This window comes from Halopelagius longus, from assembly GCF_900100875.1.
GTDB classification, from domain to species: Archaea; Halobacteriota; Halobacteria; order Halobacteriales; family Haloferacaceae; genus Halopelagius; species Halopelagius longus.
Genome location: NZ_FNKQ01000002.1, coordinates 505,964 through 520,592, shown reverse-complemented (window position 1 = coordinate 520,592; position 14,629 = coordinate 505,964). Strand labels below are relative to the sequence as shown.

At 67.7% G+C, this 14,629-nt stretch carries 19 protein-coding genes; 7 read left to right on the top strand and 12 right to left on the bottom strand.

The features are described from left to right. Positions 1 to 41: 41 nt before the first annotated feature. Both BLS11_RS08435 and BLS11_RS08430 read left to right on the top strand, forming a co-directional pair. On the top strand, positions 42 to 1,016 hold the full coding sequence (locus BLS11_RS08435) for an aldo/keto reductase (protein ID WP_092535920.1): 975 nt from the start codon (positions 42 to 44) through the stop codon (positions 1,014 to 1,016). Between the two features lie 72 nt (positions 1,017 to 1,088). Further along, positions 1,089 to 1,355 carry a hypothetical protein gene (locus BLS11_RS08430; RefSeq protein ID WP_139172787.1) on the top strand — a complete coding sequence of 89 codons (267 nt, stop codon included), beginning with the start codon at positions 1,089 to 1,091 and terminating at the stop codon, positions 1,353 to 1,355. A gap of 53 nt (positions 1,356 to 1,408) precedes the next feature. Here BLS11_RS08430 and BLS11_RS08425 read toward each other — a convergent pair whose 3' ends face one another. Together BLS11_RS08425 and BLS11_RS08420 are read right to left on the bottom strand one after the other, a co-directional pair. Continuing rightward, positions 1,409 to 1,855 (bottom strand): SPW repeat protein, encoded by a 447-nt coding sequence (locus BLS11_RS08425; protein WP_092535914.1) that lies wholly within the window; start codon positions 1,853 to 1,855, stop codon positions 1,409 to 1,411. 150 nt (positions 1,856 to 2,005) lie between these two features. Then, complete coding sequence (locus BLS11_RS08420) at positions 2,006 to 3,208, bottom strand: MFS transporter (protein ID WP_092535911.1); 1,203 nt, start codon at positions 3,206 to 3,208, stop codon at positions 2,006 to 2,008. A gap of 91 nt (positions 3,209 to 3,299) precedes the next feature. Here BLS11_RS08420 and BLS11_RS08415 point away from each other — a divergent pair, with 91 nt between their 5' ends. After that, positions 3,300 to 4,613: a DUF7405 family protein gene (locus BLS11_RS08415; protein ID WP_092535908.1), complete on the top strand. Its 1,314-nt coding sequence runs from the start codon at positions 3,300 to 3,302 to the stop codon at positions 4,611 to 4,613. 39 nt (positions 4,614 to 4,652) lie between these two features. Here BLS11_RS08415 and BLS11_RS08410 read toward each other — a convergent pair whose 3' ends face one another. The 3 genes from BLS11_RS08410 to BLS11_RS08400 form a co-directional block, all read right to left on the bottom strand. Beyond that, positions 4,653 to 6,032, bottom strand: a complete 1,380-nt coding sequence (locus BLS11_RS08410; RefSeq protein ID WP_092535905.1) for a sugar porter family MFS transporter — start codon at positions 6,030 to 6,032, stop codon at positions 4,653 to 4,655. A 98-nt stretch (positions 6,033 to 6,130) separates the two neighbouring features. Further along, entirely contained in the window at positions 6,131 to 6,616 is a 486-nt protein-coding gene (locus BLS11_RS08405; RefSeq protein WP_092535902.1) for a universal stress protein, read from the bottom strand. Positions 6,617 to 6,727: 111 nt separating this feature from the next. Continuing rightward, positions 6,728 to 7,387 (bottom strand): thioredoxin domain-containing protein, encoded by a 660-nt coding sequence (locus tag BLS11_RS08400; protein ID WP_092535899.1) that lies wholly within the window; start codon positions 7,385 to 7,387, stop codon positions 6,728 to 6,730. Positions 7,388 to 7,471: 84 nt separating this feature from the next. Here BLS11_RS08400 and BLS11_RS08395 point away from each other — a divergent pair, with 84 nt between their 5' ends. Continuing rightward, on the top strand, positions 7,472 to 7,819 hold the full coding sequence (locus BLS11_RS08395) for a 2Fe-2S iron-sulfur cluster-binding protein (protein WP_092535896.1): 348 nt from the start codon (positions 7,472 to 7,474) through the stop codon (positions 7,817 to 7,819). 16 nt (positions 7,820 to 7,835) lie between these two features. Here BLS11_RS08395 and BLS11_RS08390 read toward each other — a convergent pair whose 3' ends face one another. Further along, positions 7,836 to 8,399, bottom strand: coding sequence for an NUDIX domain-containing protein (locus tag BLS11_RS08390; RefSeq protein ID WP_092535893.1), 564 nt, complete (start codon positions 8,397 to 8,399; stop codon positions 7,836 to 7,838). A 232-nt stretch (positions 8,400 to 8,631) separates the two neighbouring features. On the opposite strand from BLS11_RS08390, the gene BLS11_RS08385 reads away from it, so the two are divergent. Then, positions 8,632 to 8,823 (top strand): DUF1918 domain-containing protein, encoded by a 192-nt coding sequence (locus BLS11_RS08385; RefSeq protein ID WP_092535890.1) that lies wholly within the window; start codon positions 8,632 to 8,634, stop codon positions 8,821 to 8,823. Between the two features lie 39 nt (positions 8,824 to 8,862). Further along, positions 8,863 to 9,306 carry an RNA-binding protein gene (locus BLS11_RS08380; protein ID WP_092535887.1) on the top strand — a complete coding sequence of 148 codons (444 nt, stop codon included), beginning with the start codon at positions 8,863 to 8,865 and terminating at the stop codon, positions 9,304 to 9,306. Here the strand turns inward: BLS11_RS08380 and BLS11_RS08375 are convergent, their stop codons facing one another. Beyond that, a complete protein-coding gene (locus BLS11_RS08375) occupies positions 9,307 to 9,870 on the bottom strand; it encodes a thioredoxin family protein (RefSeq protein ID WP_092535884.1) in 564 nt (187 codons plus the stop codon). It abuts the gene before it with no gap. A gap of 62 nt (positions 9,871 to 9,932) precedes the next feature. Further along, positions 9,933 to 10,358: an EamA family transporter gene (locus BLS11_RS08370; RefSeq protein WP_092535881.1), complete on the bottom strand. Its 426-nt coding sequence runs from the start codon at positions 10,356 to 10,358 to the stop codon at positions 9,933 to 9,935. Between the two features lie 159 nt (positions 10,359 to 10,517). Here BLS11_RS08370 and BLS11_RS08365 point away from each other — a divergent pair, with 159 nt between their 5' ends. Next, positions 10,518 to 10,715 carry a DUF7501 family protein gene (locus tag BLS11_RS08365; protein ID WP_092535879.1) on the top strand — a complete coding sequence of 66 codons (198 nt, stop codon included), beginning with the start codon at positions 10,518 to 10,520 and terminating at the stop codon, positions 10,713 to 10,715. 30 nt (positions 10,716 to 10,745) lie between these two features. Here BLS11_RS08365 and BLS11_RS08360 read toward each other — a convergent pair whose 3' ends face one another. The 4 genes from BLS11_RS08360 to BLS11_RS08345 all read right to left on the bottom strand — a co-directional run bounded on the left by BLS11_RS08360 (position 10,746) and on the right by BLS11_RS08345 (position 14,628). Next, entirely contained in the window at positions 10,746 to 11,198 is a 453-nt protein-coding gene (locus BLS11_RS08360; RefSeq protein WP_092535876.1) for an ester cyclase, read from the bottom strand. A gap of 92 nt (positions 11,199 to 11,290) precedes the next feature. After that, positions 11,291 to 12,541: an MFS transporter gene (locus tag BLS11_RS08355; protein ID WP_092537211.1), complete on the bottom strand. Its 1,251-nt coding sequence runs from the start codon at positions 12,539 to 12,541 to the stop codon at positions 11,291 to 11,293. A 57-nt stretch (positions 12,542 to 12,598) separates the two neighbouring features. After that, complete coding sequence (locus BLS11_RS08350; protein WP_139172786.1) at positions 12,599 to 13,699, bottom strand: PfkB family carbohydrate kinase; 1,101 nt, start codon at positions 13,697 to 13,699, stop codon at positions 12,599 to 12,601. Positions 13,700 to 13,767: 68 nt separating this feature from the next. After that, positions 13,768 to 14,628: a DUF58 domain-containing protein gene (locus BLS11_RS08345; RefSeq protein WP_092535870.1), complete on the bottom strand. Its 861-nt coding sequence runs from the start codon at positions 14,626 to 14,628 to the stop codon at positions 13,768 to 13,770. Position 14,629: the final 1 nt, after the last annotated feature.

The following is a 14,629-nucleotide window of genomic DNA, read 5'->3' as shown; positions in this document are numbered from 1 at the left end:
CCGTGACTTCTTTGCCGCGGCGAGAGACGGTAGCGATACACATGGAGTACACGACGCTCGGCGACACCGGGATGGAGGTGTCGAGGATCTGTCTCGGCTGCATGAGTTTCGGAACCAGCGACTGGCGCGACTGGGTGCTAGACGAGGAGGAGGGGAAGGAACTCGTCGAACGCGCCCTCGAACTCGGAATCAACTTCTTCGACACCGCCAACATGTACTCCGAGGGCGAGTCCGAACGCGTCCTCGGCGAGGCGTTGGAGGGTCGCCGCGACGAGGCGGTGGTGGCGACGAAGGTGTACTTCCAGATGGACGAGGGGAACCCCAACTCGGGCGGCCTCTCCCGGAAGGCCATCGAACAGGAGCTGGACGACTCGCTCGATAGGCTGGGGATGGACACCGTGGACCTCCTGCAGATTCACCGCTACGACGACGACACGCCGATGGAGACGACGCTCCGGGCGTTGGACGACGCCGTCCGCCGCGGGAAGGCGCGGTACGTCGGCGCCTCGTCGATGTGGGCCTACCAGTTCGCCGACGCCCTCCACACGTCCGAGAGCCTCGGACTCGAACGGTTCGCGACGATGCAGAACCACTACAACCTCCTCTACAGGGAGGAGGAACGCGAGATGCTCCCCCTCTGTGAGAAGGAGAACGTCGGCGTCATCCCGTGGTCGCCCCTCGCGCGAGGGTGGGTCGCCCGGCCCCACGAGGAGGCGCGGTCCACCACGCGCGGGGAGTCCGACGAACACGCCCACGGCCACCCCTACCTCGAAGGCGGCGGCCGCGAGGTGAACGAACGCGTGCAGGAACTGGCCGAAGAGAAGGGCGTGAAGATGGCCCAGATAGGCCTCGCGTGGTTGTTCCACAAAGACCGGGTGGACGCGCCCATCGTCGGGACGACGAGCGTCGAACACCTCGAAGACGCCGTCGAAGCCCTCGATATCGACCTTTCGGAGTCGGATATGGAGTACCTCGAAGAGCCGTACGAACCGGTCCGGGTCTCCGGACACGACTGAGACCGGACGCGTCGCTCGAAGGGTTTCGAAGGAACTATGACCGGTTCTCGGGAGAACTCACCGAACCCAGACGTGAGCTCGATTGACAATCGGTCAGCGGACGAGGCGGAAGCGTTTCTGGAGATGGCCCGCGAGTTCCCCGCTCGGACGGCCATCTTCACGTTCGGCCTCCCGGTGTTTTCGGCGTTACAGTTCGTCAACGGCGTCGTGCACGACGGGTCGCTCCCCTACATCGCCGCGTTCGGAGCGGTCGCGGTAGCGTTCTCGGTGATACTCACGCGGTACCACGTGGCGGCGTACCGACGAAAGAAACTCGACCGACCGCGGGACGGTCGCTGAGGCCGAATCGGGGGCCGCCCGGCGTTTGCAGGCACCGCGTCGACGTTACGCTGTCAGGTCGCCGTCCGGCGGACGTCCTCGCGTCGGTCACGCGCTTTGTACGCGCTGTACCCGCCGATGACGGCCGCGATGAGGCCGACGACCACGTCGTTCCAGAAGCCGAGGTCGTTCGCCGTCTCGGTCGCGCCCGCGTCGACTCCGAGCACGAACGGCGCGACGATTAGCCACAGGCCGACCAACGCGGCGACGGCGGCCGCCGCGACGTTGCCTATCCGCTCGTTCGACCGCCGATAGTAGTTGTACGCCCCGACGACGAGGAACAGGGCACCCACGAGAACGTCGTTCCAGAACTGGCTGGCCGCGAGTTCGAAGAGGACGGCTTGCGCGAGCATCCACAGTCCGAGGAGGCCGATGACGGCCGAGAGCCACTTTCCGCGTTCGCCGGGGTTCGGGTCGTAGTCGGTCGCCGTCTCCGCTGTCGTTCTGTCACGTTCACTCATTGTATAGACACCACCGACCATTGGAGCAGTATCGGTAAGCGTCCGATGCCTTCCTGAGAAGGCAGTTTCGCTCCACGGACGAGCTTCCTGAAGCCCTGTGAGCCGAATACTTAAACGGGAGCGCTGCACCTCCCGCCCGCGCAGCCGCGGTCAGTCGTTTGCCGAGAACGCCACCCCGCCCGTCGGCGTCGGACTGAGGCGTCTGACCGCCCGCGAGGCGACGACGGCGATGGCGACTTCCGAGAAGCCGACGGTGACGAACGCCGCGAGGTAGCCCGCGGTGCTGGTGGCGACGCCGCCGACGACGAACCCCGCGAGGAAGCCGAGACTGCCGAAGATGTTGAACCCCCCGAGGGCCGCCCCGCGTTCCTCCGGCGACGCCACGTCGGTGACGAGCGCCATCGTCGCCGGGGAGACGAGTGCGCCGAAGACGCCGACGACGACCATCCCGGCGACGGCGAGTTCGAGCGTCGGCGCGAGTCCGACGCCGACGATGGCGAACCCGAAGCAGAGCGACCCGACGACGACCGGACCGAACCGCCCGACGCGGTCAGAGAGGACTCCCGCGGGGTACTGCAACAGCGCGAAGGGGAAGAAGAACGCCGAAAGCGCGAGTCCCGCGCCGAACGCGTCGAGGCCGAACGTCTCCCGGAAGTAGTAGACGCCGACGAGGGCGAAGAACCCCGCCGTCATCCGGTCGATGAACCCGAACGCGTACGGGACTGCGAGCGCCGGTTTCTCGCTCAGACGCGAGAGCGCGGGGCCGAGGCGGAGTCGGACGCCGTCGGGCGTCCGGTCGGGGATGGTCGCGACCAGTGCGGCGGCGGCGACGAGGAGGACGGCCGCGCCGTACAGCGGATACAGCGGGTCGACGTCGGAGAGTCGCCCGCCGACGACGGACCCCAGCGCCGCCCCGAGGCCGATGGCGATGCCCGCCGCGCCCATGTTGCGCCCGTTGCCGCCCGCGAGGTCCGCCAGCGCCGTCATCGAAAGCGAGAACGCGCCGATGGTCATCGCGCCGCCGAGGGCGCGAATCAGAAGCACCGCGGCGAACGGGAGTCCGAGGGAGGGGACGGCCGCGAGGAGGAGATAGCCGCCCGCGCCGCCGACTGCGCCGAGGACGACGAGCGGTCTGCGGCGGCCGAGTGCGTCGCTGGCCGCGCCCCAGACGCCGGCGAAGAGAACGAAGGCCGCGAACTCCGCGACGAGGAACCACATGCCCGCGTTCACGTCGCCGCCGCCGCCGAGGGCGACGACGAGGTCGGACACGCCGGGGTAGACGAGCACCTGCGAGACCAACACCGCCCACACCGCGAGCGCCAGACGCACACGTTCGCCGCGTCGTCCGTCCATACAGATCACTTAGCGTCGTCGGACAAAAGCGAGTCGTTGTATTCGCGTGCCGCACCAGAACCCCTTTTTTCCGCAGACGCCTAGCCGGGGTATGTTCGACGGAGGCGGAGCGTCCAGACGGGAGTTTATGAAGGCCGCCGTCGCCGTCGGCGGAGCGACCGCGCTCTCGGCCTGCATGAACCGCGCCGAGGAGGAAAACGAAGCGCCGATTCCGACGGGGACGACCGACCCCGGGTCGCTCCCGTCCAGACAGCACGCGTGGAACGACTTCGTCCGACGGGACGACGACGGCAACGTGGAACTGCCGCGCCATCAGGTGTTTCTCTACCTGACGCTCCCGGGCGACGCGCCGCCGAGCGACGACGACCGACGGACCGTCGAGTCCGCCCTCGCGACCGTCGACGAGGCGTACGAACGGAGCAACGAGGGCGTCATCTACTCGGTCGCCTACTCGCCGCGGTACTTCTCGCGGTTCGAAGACTCCCTGCCGGAGAGCGTCGACTTGCCGGAACCGCGCGCGCTCTCGTCGTTCGAGACGCCGGAGTTCGACCGACAGGACGCGCTCGTCCACCTCGCCTCCGACCGCGCGGACGCGGTTCTCGAAGCCGAACAAGCCCTCCGCGGGGAGTCGGAGACGGCAAACGGCGTCGAGATGCGGGCGGCGCTGACGGACGTGTTCGACGTCGATGCCCGCCGGACCGGGTTCGTCGGGCCGGGGATGCCCGCCGAGAGGCAGGACGGCCTGAAGGGGATCCCCGACACGAACCCCGTCCCGGAGGAGTCACCGCTGTTCATGGGCTTCAAAGCCGGGTTCGCGAAGACGCAAGCGACCGAAGACTACGTCACGATCCGGGAGGGGCCGTTCTCGGGCGGGACGACGAAGCACGTCTCGAACGTCCGCCAACGCCTGCAGGACTGGTACGTCGAACAGAACTTCGACCAACGGGTCTCGGAGATGTTCTCGCCCGTCCACGCCGAGAAGGGACTCGTGGAGGGCGTCGGCGACAACCTCGGGAACGACAGCGGCGTGACAGCGGAGATACGCGACGCCATCCGCGACCACGCGATGGAGTTCGGCCGCGTCGGCCACGCCCAGAAGGCCGCGCGGGCGAACCGCGACGAGGAGGGGAACGTCCGCATCCTGCGCCGACACGTCGAGTCCACCGACGACAACACCGCCAGCCTCCACTTCCCGACGCTCCAGCGCCGAATCACCGACTTCGAGGAGGTGCGGGCGGCGATGAACGGCGAGGACCTGACGGACATCCCCACCATCCGTCAGCGAGTGAACAACGGCATCTTGGAGTACATCTTCGTGAAACGGCGGGGGAACTTCCTCGTCCCGCCGCGGGAACTCCGGTCGCTCCCGACGCCGACGGGCGAGGTGCCCGGACTCGACGGGTGAGGAGTCCGGCCGAGAGCGCGAAAAAAGAGTCGACCCGACTCAGTCCAACAGCGAGACGTTGTCCCGGAGGTCGGTCTCTATCGCTTCGAGCGTCCGGCCCTTCGTCTCGGGGACGAACCGGTGGACGAACACCAGTCCGACCAGACTAAAGAAGCCGAACAGCCCGAACGTCGAGGGCGTCCCGATGCTGGCCCGCAGGACGGGGAACGCCAGCGACACGAGGAGGTTCGCGCCCCAGTTGGCGACGGTGACGACCCCCATGGCGGACCCGCGGACGGCGAGCGGGTAGATTTCGGAGATGAGCAGCCAGAACACGGGACCGAGCCCGATGGCGAAGAACGCCACGAACAGCATCAGGCTGATCGTCGCCACGATTCCGAGCACGTCGCCGAACCCGGGGAGGTAGAACACCGTCCCGAGGATGGCGAGCGTGACGACCATCCCGCCGACCCCGACGAGGAGCAGTCGCCGCCGGCCGACGCGGTCCACCAAGGCGATCGCGACGACGGTCATCACCACGTTGATGGTCCCGATGCCGACCGTCGCGAGGATGGACGTGACGCCGCCGAAGCCGGTCGATTCGAGGATGGTGGGGGCGTAGTAGATGACCGCGTTGATGCCGGTTATCTGCTGGAGGACGGCGAGTCCCAGACCGACGACCAGCGCCGGGCGGAGCCACGGTTCCAACAGGTCCCGGAGTCCGCTGTCGGACTGCTTGTTCACGGTCTCTTCGATTTCGTCGAGTTCGGTGTCGACGCCCTCGTCGCGGGTCCGTTCGAGGACGGCCCGCGCCTCGTCCCGCCGGCCGTGTTCGAAGAGCCAACGCGGGCTCTCGGGCATCTTCAGCATTCCGACGGCGAGCACGACGGCCGGAACCATCCCGGCGCCGAGCATCCAGCGCCACGCGCCCGCGTCGGCGAACGCGAAGTTGACGAAGTACGAGATGAGGATGCCCGTGGTCACCATGAGTTGGTTCAAAGACGTGAGCGCCCCGCGGATGCTCGGCGGGGCGATTTCGGAGATGTACAGGGGGCCGACGATGGAGGCGAAGCCGATGGCCACGCCGTCTATCAGTCGCCCGGCGACCAACACGGGGACGTTCGGAGCCACGGCCATGGTGAACGAACCGACGAAGAAGACGACCGACGACAGGAGGATGAGTCGCCGCCGTCCGATTCTGTCCGCCAACTGCCCGCCGACGGCCGCGCCGGCGGCCGCACCGGCCATCGCTCCGCTGACGATGATCCCCTCGACGAGGGGGGACATCGTGAAGGTGTCTTGGATGAACAGGAACGCACCCGAGATGATGCCGGTGTCGAATCCGAACAAAAGCCCGTTGAGGGCGGCCAACGCGGAGACGACGTAGACGAACCGGTCGCCGTCGCCGCGTACGACCTCGCGTATGCTAGCTGTAGACATCTGTGAATAGTAACTCGCTCGTGTGTAAAAAATATGGTTCGATTCCCAGACGGAGCAGTGCCGTGGCTCTCAGTGGCGACCGTACGGCCGAGGCTCGCTCACTCCCGATTTCGAACGAACGTCACCGGGCAGGGAGCCTCGAGCATCACTTCTTGGGCCACGCTTCCGAATATCGCCTTGCCCGCCGGCGACCGCTGACGGCCGCCGACGACCACCCGGTCGGCTCCGACTTCCTCCGCGATTTCGACGATTCCCTCGCCGCTCGTTCCGGTCGTCGCGCGGGGTTCGCAGTCGATGCCGTCCCGCTCTAACCGCTCGATAATCTCCCGGGTGAGGCTCATCCGCGACGCCAGTTCGTCGGGCTCGATGGTTCCGCCCTCCGCGTCGAGCAACTGCTCGACGGCGTCCCTGTAGGACTCCTTGTCGAAGACGTGCGCGACGACGACCGTCGCGTCGGTCGGTCCGGCCGTCTCCCTGACGGCGTCGACGAGTGCGTCGACGCGGGCGTCGTCGCGTCCGCCGATGCCGAGGAGAACCGTATCCAGTCCCGTCGCGTCCGTGCGGTCTGCCGTGTTTGCGCTCATCTCGTTTTCCCGATGACCGCCGGGGCGTAAAGAGCTTCTCGGGAACTTACTATGATTATAGTAATCGTTTGGCGCCGTCCGTCGAGTCCGAATCCGGGGTCGTCACCGCCGTCAGAGCTTGCTCTCGATGGCCGAAGACACCGCGTCGTAGCTGTAGGAGTCGAGCGCTTCGCCGTCGACGACGATCGTCGGCGTCGAGTCGTACCCGTTGTCCGTGGCGCGTTGCCGGTCCGCCTCCACGACCGGCCGGTACGTGTCCTGCTCGACGGCGGCCATGACCTGACAGCCGTTCACGTCGAGCTCCTCCGCTTGGTCGTGGACGAGTTGGTGGCCCGAACTCGTGAGTTTGTCTTGATTCTCGAACAGGGCGTGCGCGTAGTCGAAGTACGTCTCGGCGTCCGTCCGGTCTTGGACCGCGCGCGCGGCGATAGCGCCGCCCCACGACCACTGCTCGTTCACGGGAAGCGGGAAGTCGAAGAACCGGTACTTGATGTCGCCCGAGGAGACGTAGTCCTCGCGTATCTTCGGGAAGATGTCCGTGCTGTACGTCGCGCAGTGGGGACAGGCGAAGTCCTCGTAGGCGTCCACCGTCACGGGCGCGTCGTCGGGTCCGAGCGTCGGGCGGGGGAGTTCTTGGACCGTCTCTTGCTCTCCGACGTCGCAGGAGGGTTTTGCTCCACCCGAGGAACCGGGGAGACTGCCGAGGCAACCGGCGGTGGCGGTGAGCGCACCACCCGTCGCGGCGAGGAGGGAGCGTCGACTCGTTCGCATACTCGGCAGGAGAACTCCCCGGTATTTAGGACCACCGAGGCAGCGTGAGCTACTCCTATAGGCTCGGCGCACGAACTCGATACTATGCCAGTCATTAACTATCGCGGCACGGAGATAGAGTGCGAACGCGGGGCCGTCCTCCGCGACGTGCTCCTCGACGCGGGCGAGACGCCGCACAACGGGGGGTCGCGGCTACTGAACTGTCGCGGCCACGCGACGTGCGGGACGTGCGCCGTCGCCGTCGAGGGCGAGGTGTCCGACCCCGAGGACCGAGAGCGCAAGCGCCTGTCCGCGCCGCCGCACGACCCGGAATCGGGTCTGAGGCTCGCCTGTCAGACGCGGGTTCTCGGCGACGTGACGGTCACGAAACACCCCGGATTCTGGGGGCAGAAAGTGGAAACGGCCGCGGACGGCGACGACGCGCCGCGGTGAGCGTCGCACTCGCTCGTCACGGCCCCGCGCGGTCGTACCACGCGAGGATGTCGTCTCGGTCGCGCGTGTCGGCGGGGAGGTTCGAGACGGGGAACCACTCCGCCGCGGAGATTTCCCCGTCCGGGTCGCACACCGAGAGGTCGAGTTCGGTCGCCGCCGCGGCGAACACGGGGAGGACGCCCCACGTCGCGTAGTCGTCGCACGCGATGTCGATGCGGTTCGCCATGGCGAGGCCGCGGAAGTCCGCGGAGACGCCCGCCTCCTCGGCGAGTTCTCGCTCCGCCGCCTCGCGGTACGTCTCCCCGTCGCGCAGTTCGCCGCCGGGGAGCACCCACATGTCGACGCCCTCGTGTCTGACGAGGAGTATCTCGTCGCCGTCGCGGTGGACGACGGTCTGTGCGCCGTACGGCGCGCCGGTCTCCTTCACCCGCCGCGCGAGCGTCCGGAACCGCTCTCTGGTGACGCGTCGCGTGTGCGTCCGCTGGATGTACCCCGAGTGTCGCTCCCGGAGTCGGTGGTACGCCTGTTCGGCCCGTTGCGTCGCTTCGTCCGCGAGAAACCAGAGGTCGTCGACCGTCATCTGTCGTCGAGCGAGTATCGAGGGCCCGCCGGACTCCGTCCGGTGCTGTCGGGCGGGCGGGTTTCTCGGCCGTCCGTGGCGTTCATAGCGGCGATTCGACCCCGCGCGTAAAGGTAGCTTCGTTCGGGAAACGCCCCGGGTCTGCGGTCGGCGGAGGCGCCGAGACGCCGTCCGGACGACGAGCGGTCGGTGAATCAGTCCACTTTTGAGCGTCCGGAGCGACCGTTCGGCCATGTCCTTCGAAAAGGAAGATACGGTCGTCCTGCACGACAAACACAGCGAGTTCGACGGCGAAGTCGGGACCATCACGCAGGTCGTCGAGACGATGTTCGGCGACCCGACGTACACCGTGAGCTTCGACGACGGACAGGAGGTCGGCATCTCCGAGGACCAACTCGAAGCCGCCGAGGAAGACGAGGAATAAGCGGGCTTTTCCCCGCGCAGTGCGAATCGACGAGGAAGAATGCCGCGCGTCCCGTTCCACTACGTAGATCTGCGTACGTTCTGTTACGCGACCGAAGACGAGAAGCGCGTCGAGGACGCGCTTCGAACGTTCCTCCCCGAGGAGTTCGAGGTCGAACGTACCGTCAGCACCGGCCACCACGGCGACCGCATCATCGTCTTCTCCGCCCGCGTCGAGAACGCCGACGAGGTTCGCCACGTCCTCGCGCGCATCTCGGAACTGCCCGACTTCGAGGGACTCCTCGACGAACTCGACGACCGGGTGACCGAGAACTGCGAACTGTTCATGCGGTTGGACAAACAGGCCGCGTTCCGAGGCGACGTCCGCCGCGGCGGGGGCCTCACGCTCCGCGCGAAGGTCGAAGCCTACCCGGCGAAGAAGGAAACCGCGGTCGAGAGCGCCCGCGAGGCGCTTCAGCAGGCCTCGGAGTTAGAACTCGACTGACTACTCCTCGCGCCACTTGATGGAGCACCCCTGCGAGGGCGTCTCCTCGGTCGGTATCTCCTCGTCGGCCAACACCGCCTCGACGGCCGTCCGCATCTCGTAGTCGGTCGGTTCCTCGTCGGGACTCATCGCGTCGTCGATGCGCGAGTGGAAGACCAACTCGAATCCGTCGTCCGCGCGTTCGAAGAGGAACGGGTCGGGCGTGCAGACGGCCCCGTACTCCCGTGCGACGTCTTGGGACTCGTCGCGCAGGTAGGCGGTGAAGCGAATCTCCCCCTCTTCGACCCGTTCGCGCATCGCCTCGTAGGAGTCGTCGGGGTACTCCTCGGCGTCGTTCGGGTTGATGCCGACGACGGCGAGTCCGTCGTACGACTCCGCGAGGTGGTTCAACTCCTCCCGTTTCGCCTCCGCGTACGGGCAGTGGTTGCACGTGAACACGACGAGCAACGCCTCGTAGTCGGCGAAGGTATCGAGCGCGTACGTCTCCCCGTCCGCGCCCGGGAGCGAGAAGAAGGGCGCTTCGTCGCCGCGAGACAGTTCGGAGTCTGACTGCATCAACACCATGCGCGGGGGTTGGGTCGCCGCGCAAAAAGTCGTTGCCGCTCCGGTCCTCCACCGAGTGAGTCTCACTCGACGCTGACGAGGTAGATGGCGACGAGGGCGAGGCCGATTCCGATCACCTTGCGGGCGGTGAGCGACTCGTTCAGGAAGGCGATGCCGATGACGGAACTGAGAACGAGGAACATCCCGAAGACGGGCGAGACGATGCTCACCGGCCCCATCGACAGCGCGCGGTAGTACGCGAGGATGCCGACGGTGAGACAGACGCCCGCGGCGAGGACGAACTTCGCCTTCGGATGCGAGACGTAGGTGACGGCGTTGCTGTCGTTGTAGACGACGACGCCCAACGTCACGGCGACCAGCACCGTGTTCGCCATCAGCGCCGCGACGTTGCTCGGTATCTTCGGCGACCCGGTCGTCGCGACGCTCATAAGCGGCGCGACGAGCGAGTAGGCGGCGAGGGCGATAACTGCCCACAGCATGTAGTTCATCGACCGAATCGTACCCCCTCGCCGAGGTTTATCGTTTCGAAGCGTCCCGAACGTTCTTCGAACCATATCTAAACTCAAATCGCACTATTGTGGATGTTTGTTCCAAAAATGTCGAATATCTACCCCATACTTATGTAAAATGAGTGTGTACTCGCGCGTATGTCAGAACCAGAACCACCCTCCGTGCTGGCGTACACGTGGGACGACCCGAGCGTCTGTCCGTTCTGCATGGCCGAGTTAGAGAACCCCGGCGAGGGGTTCATGACCCACCTGCAGGAGAGTTCCGTCTGCGAACGCGGCTTCGAGGAGTGGCGGAGTTCGGTCACGAACGACATCGGCGGCGAGTGGTCCGGATAGCCCGCCGAAAAAACCGGACGGTCTCCGTTTTTACTCGATTCCCGGCGCGATACCGAGTTGGCTCGCCATCGTCGCGGCGTCGGTGCTGTTCCACTCCTCGACGCACCGGCCGTCTTCGAACCGCGCTTCGACGAGTCCCCACAGTTCGATTCGCTCGCCGGTGGCGGGGATGTCGCCGTCGGGACTCCGGAGCGTCCCGTCGTGCGTGCCGCGGACGGCGTACCGCCCGTAGACCACGTCGTCCGACGCCCGAACGTCGCACAGGTCGAGCTCGAAGTCCGAGAACGCGTCGTGGTACCGCCGAGCGAACGCCTTCACCCCCTCGACGCCTTCGAGGACGTCCGGTTCCGTCTGCGTGCGCAGCGTAACCTCCTCGGCGTAGGCGTCGTCGGCCGCGTCGTAGTTCCGTTCGTTCCAGAACTCGCGGGCGATACGCTCGAACGTTCGTCGGTTCTGTGCCGCGGTGGACGCAGTAGTTGCCATCACTAATCACCGCAGACGGATACGACGTGCAGAATAGTGAAGATATCTACGAGCGCGGCTGATTTTCGCGGTTCGCTGACGGTGCGTCGCCGTCAGTCGTCGGCCGTCGGCGCGGGGGCCGTGACCGACGGCGGCGCGGTTCGGAGCGTCAGGCGGACGAGGACGAGACAGAGGAGGGCGATGCCGGCGACGACGCCGAACGCGGCGGCGACGCCCGCGGCGTCGATGAGGTACCCGAACGCCGGCGGCGCGAGTGCGCCGCCGAGGGAGATGCCGACGGTCACGAGCGCGAAGTTCTTCCCTAAATCGCTCCGCGCGGAGAAGCGGTCCGCGAGCGTCGAACGCGCGGGGCGAGAGAGGCTGATGGTTCCGCTGAACGGCAACACGAGGACCAGACCCGCGAGGGGGAGCGACAGCGTCGCGAGCGCCGCCGCGACGACGGCGAGCGCCGTGTACCCGCCGTAGGCCACCGCAGGCGGCCCCACGCGGTCCGTCATCGACCCGCCGAAGACGATGAGTCCCGCGCCGACGACGAGCATCGCGGAGACGAGGAGGTTCGCCGTGCCGTCGGCGACGCCGTACCCCGCGGTCAGAAGCTGCGGCGTGTACGTCCGGATGCACCACGCCGCCGCGGAGGTGACGAAGGCGAGGACGGTCAACCCGAGGATGCCCGTCGAACTCGCGAGGGCGCGGCCCGTCGCCGCGACGCGGCCGGGAATCGAACGGAGCGTCGGCCGTTCCGTCGCTCTGTCCGCCGGGTCCGGGCGCTTGATGCCGCCGTCCAGCCCCCGAACCACGACGAACGTGAGGAGGGTGTACGCGAGGCCGACGACGGCGAGAGCGCCGACGGCGTAGCGCCACGACAGAGACAGCGCGGAGGTGACTCCGACGGCGGCGTACGGAGCGGCGAGGCCGGCCTCCCCGCCGAACGCGTGTGCGCTGTAGGCTCTCCCCCGCGACTCGTCGGGGGAGGCGACGGCCAAGAGGGGGTAGTGGGCGGGGTGGTGTCCGGCGACGCCGACGCCGAGAACCACCTGCGCGGCGAGGAGCCACTCGTAGGAGGGTGCGAGCGCCGTCGCCGCGGCACCGACCGTTCCGAAGACGAGCGACGCGAGGAGGACGAGCGTGCGACTGTGGCCGTCCGAGACGTAGCCGAACGGGAGCTGTAACAGGAGCACCACCGCCTGCGGGACGCCGATTGCGAGCCCTATCGCGGCGATTCCCACGTCGAACCGCGCGGCGAGGACGCCCACGAGAGGGGCTAGAAGCACCATGAAGGCGTGATTGACGAAGTGCGAGCCCGAGACGAGAGCGACCACGCGACGACCCTGTTCGCGCGACACGTTCCACCGTCGCACATCGACCGTCAAATAGGCGCGGGATGCGGTCAGTCGCGTCGGTTACCCGAACGCCGCGTCGGCGAACGCGCGCAACTCCGTCGCGGTGCCGGTGCCGCCCGTCGCGACGCGGTAGGTGGCACAGAGGTTGCCGAGCGCCAGCGACTCCTCGGCGGGCCACCCGGCGGCCAACGCGCGTGCGAGTCCCGCCGAGAACCGGTCGCCCGCGCCCGTCGTCGTCTCGACGCGGTCCGTCTCCGCGTTCGGAACCGCCGTCACCTCGGCGTCCCCTCCCTCCCCGTCTCCGGCGCCCGCGGCGACGGCCCTGTCGGCGTCGTGCAGGACCGCCAGACGGAGCGACGTGGACTCCCGGAGGCCGGCGAGTCGGGCCGCGTCGTCGTCGGAGTCTGACCGGTCGCCCGCGGAGGCCCCCTCGGCGTCGTCCGCCTCGGCGCTCTCGTTCGTCGCGCCGTCCGCGTACGACGCGAGGACGCCGAGTTCCCGGTCGTTGAGGCTCAAGACCGCATCGTTCGACTCCGAGACAGCTCGGAGCGCGTCGAACAGGCCCTCGATCCGTTCGTCGGGGAGATGGCCGAGGGGGCCGGGGTCGACGACGACAAGCGAGTCGGTCAGTTCCTCGGCCATCGTGTCGAACGCCGCCGCGAGTCCGGGGGCCGACGCCCAGTTGCCGACGTACACCGCGTCGGCGTCGTAGAGGGCCGCGAGCGACCTGTCCGACCGGAGGACGGCTCCGGACCACGATTCGAGTTCGTCCGACTCGGTGACGAGCATCAGGTCGCTCTCCGCGAGGCGGAGCACGTCCACCTCCGAGGGCGACCCGAACGACACCGTCTCGACGGCCGGGTCGAGGCGTTCGAACACCGCGTGGTCGAGGTGGCCGAAGAGGGTCGCGTCGTCTCCGAGCGCGGCGGTCTGACGTGCGGCGTTGACCGCCTGTCCGCCGGGTTCGCGCGCGACGCGCCGCCGTCTGAGCGACCCCTCGCCGCCCTCGACGGCCCGAGCGAACCCCTCCCGCGACGCGACGCGTTCGTCGCCGGCGTCGAGTTCGTAGTGGTCGTCCACGCTGCCGTCCGGGAGACAGCAGACCGAGACGGGGTCGAGGTCGGAGAGGCGCGCCGCGACGTTCTCGTACGGTGGTGTCACGGGGCGAGTATCGGACCCGTCGATGAAAAGCGCGCGGGCGGACGGGAGCCGGGGGCCGGATCGCTCGGTCACCCGACCCAGACGGCCGTGAACGCCTCGAAGAACTCCTCGCCCGTATCGAGGAGGGCGTAGTCGGCCCGGAGGTCCCGCGCCCGTTCGGCGACGGCGTCGGTGTGCTCCTCCAGTCGGTTTCGGTACTGCCGGGCCAACGACCCGCCGAAGTACGACCGCCGCGTCTCGTGGGACTCGGGGTCCTCGAAGATGGTGTCGCCGGTCACGCCGGGGTCGAGTTCGTCCGGCGCGAGGACGTTGACGAGGAGCACGTCGTTGTCGCCGAGGGCGGCGACGGTTTCGGCCACCTCCTCGGGGTCCACGAGGAAGTCGCTGACGAGGACGACGAGCGACCGCGAGCGGATGGTGTCCGCGTACTCCTCGGCGGCGGCGGCGAGTTCCGCCTCGCCGTCGAGCGTCGTCTCGTTCAACCGGTCTATCACCGAGAGCAGTTCGCCGCGGTTCGACCGCCCGGCGTCGAGGCGGTACGGCCTGTCGCCGACGGTCGAAAAGCGGAAGTCGTTGTTCTCCTCGGCGGTGAGGTAGGCGAACCCGAGGCCGATCTTCGCGCCGAACTCGAACTTGTGGTCGTCGCCCTCGCCGTAGTCCATCGACGCCGAGGAGTCGACGAGGACGTGGACGGTGAGGTTTCGCTCCGCCTCGAACTGCTTGATGAAGTACTCCTCCGTCCGCGCGTAGACGCGCCAGTCGATGAGGCGGGTGTCGTCGCCGGGCGCGTACCTGCGGTAGTCGCTGAACGTCAACCCCTCGCCGACGCTCTCGGACTCCTGTTCGCCCTGCAACGGCGAGTCGGACTGCCGTTTCAGCGACGCGTCGAGGCGCGCGAGTTCGTCGAGGAAGCCGGGGTCGATGGTCATC

Coding starts and splice junctions, on each gene's coding strand:
- BLS11_RS08435 (WP_092535920.1), top strand. CDS start 42: ATGGAGTACACGACGCTCGGCGACACCGGGATGGAGGTGTCGAGGATC.
- BLS11_RS08425 (WP_092535914.1), bottom strand. CDS start 1,855: ATGAGTGAACGTGACAGAACGACAGCGGAGACGGCGACCGACTACGAC.
- BLS11_RS08420 (WP_092535911.1), bottom strand. CDS start 3,208: ATGGACGGACGACGCGGCGAACGTGTGCGTCTGGCGCTCGCGGTGTGG.
- BLS11_RS08415 (WP_092535908.1), top strand. CDS start 3,300: ATGTTCGACGGAGGCGGAGCGTCCAGACGGGAGTTTATGAAGGCCGCC.
- BLS11_RS08410 (WP_092535905.1), bottom strand. CDS start 6,032: ATGTCTACAGCTAGCATACGCGAGGTCGTACGCGGCGACGGCGACCGG.
- BLS11_RS08405 (WP_092535902.1), bottom strand. CDS start 6,616: ATGAGCGCAAACACGGCAGACCGCACGGACGCGACGGGACTGGATACG.
- BLS11_RS08400 (WP_092535899.1), bottom strand. CDS start 7,387: ATGCGAACGAGTCGACGCTCCCTCCTCGCCGCGACGGGTGGTGCGCTC.
- BLS11_RS08395 (WP_092535896.1), top strand. CDS start 7,472: ATGCCAGTCATTAACTATCGCGGCACGGAGATAGAGTGCGAACGCGGG.
- BLS11_RS08390 (WP_092535893.1), bottom strand. CDS start 8,399: ATGACGGTCGACGACCTCTGGTTTCTCGCGGACGAAGCGACGCAACGG.
- BLS11_RS08385 (WP_092535890.1), top strand. CDS start 8,632: ATGTCCTTCGAAAAGGAAGATACGGTCGTCCTGCACGACAAACACAGC.
- BLS11_RS08380 (WP_092535887.1), top strand. CDS start 8,863: ATGCCGCGCGTCCCGTTCCACTACGTAGATCTGCGTACGTTCTGTTAC.
- BLS11_RS08375 (WP_092535884.1), bottom strand. CDS start 9,870: ATGGTGTTGATGCAGTCAGACTCCGAACTGTCTCGCGGCGACGAAGCG.
- BLS11_RS08370 (WP_092535881.1), bottom strand. CDS start 10,358: ATGAACTACATGCTGTGGGCAGTTATCGCCCTCGCCGCCTACTCGCTC.
- BLS11_RS08365 (WP_092535879.1), top strand. CDS start 10,518: ATGTCAGAACCAGAACCACCCTCCGTGCTGGCGTACACGTGGGACGAC.
- BLS11_RS08360 (WP_092535876.1), bottom strand. CDS start 11,198: ATGGCAACTACTGCGTCCACCGCGGCACAGAACCGACGAACGTTCGAG.
- BLS11_RS08345 (WP_092535870.1), bottom strand. CDS start 14,628: ATGACCATCGACCCCGGCTTCCTCGACGAACTCGCGCGCCTCGACGCG.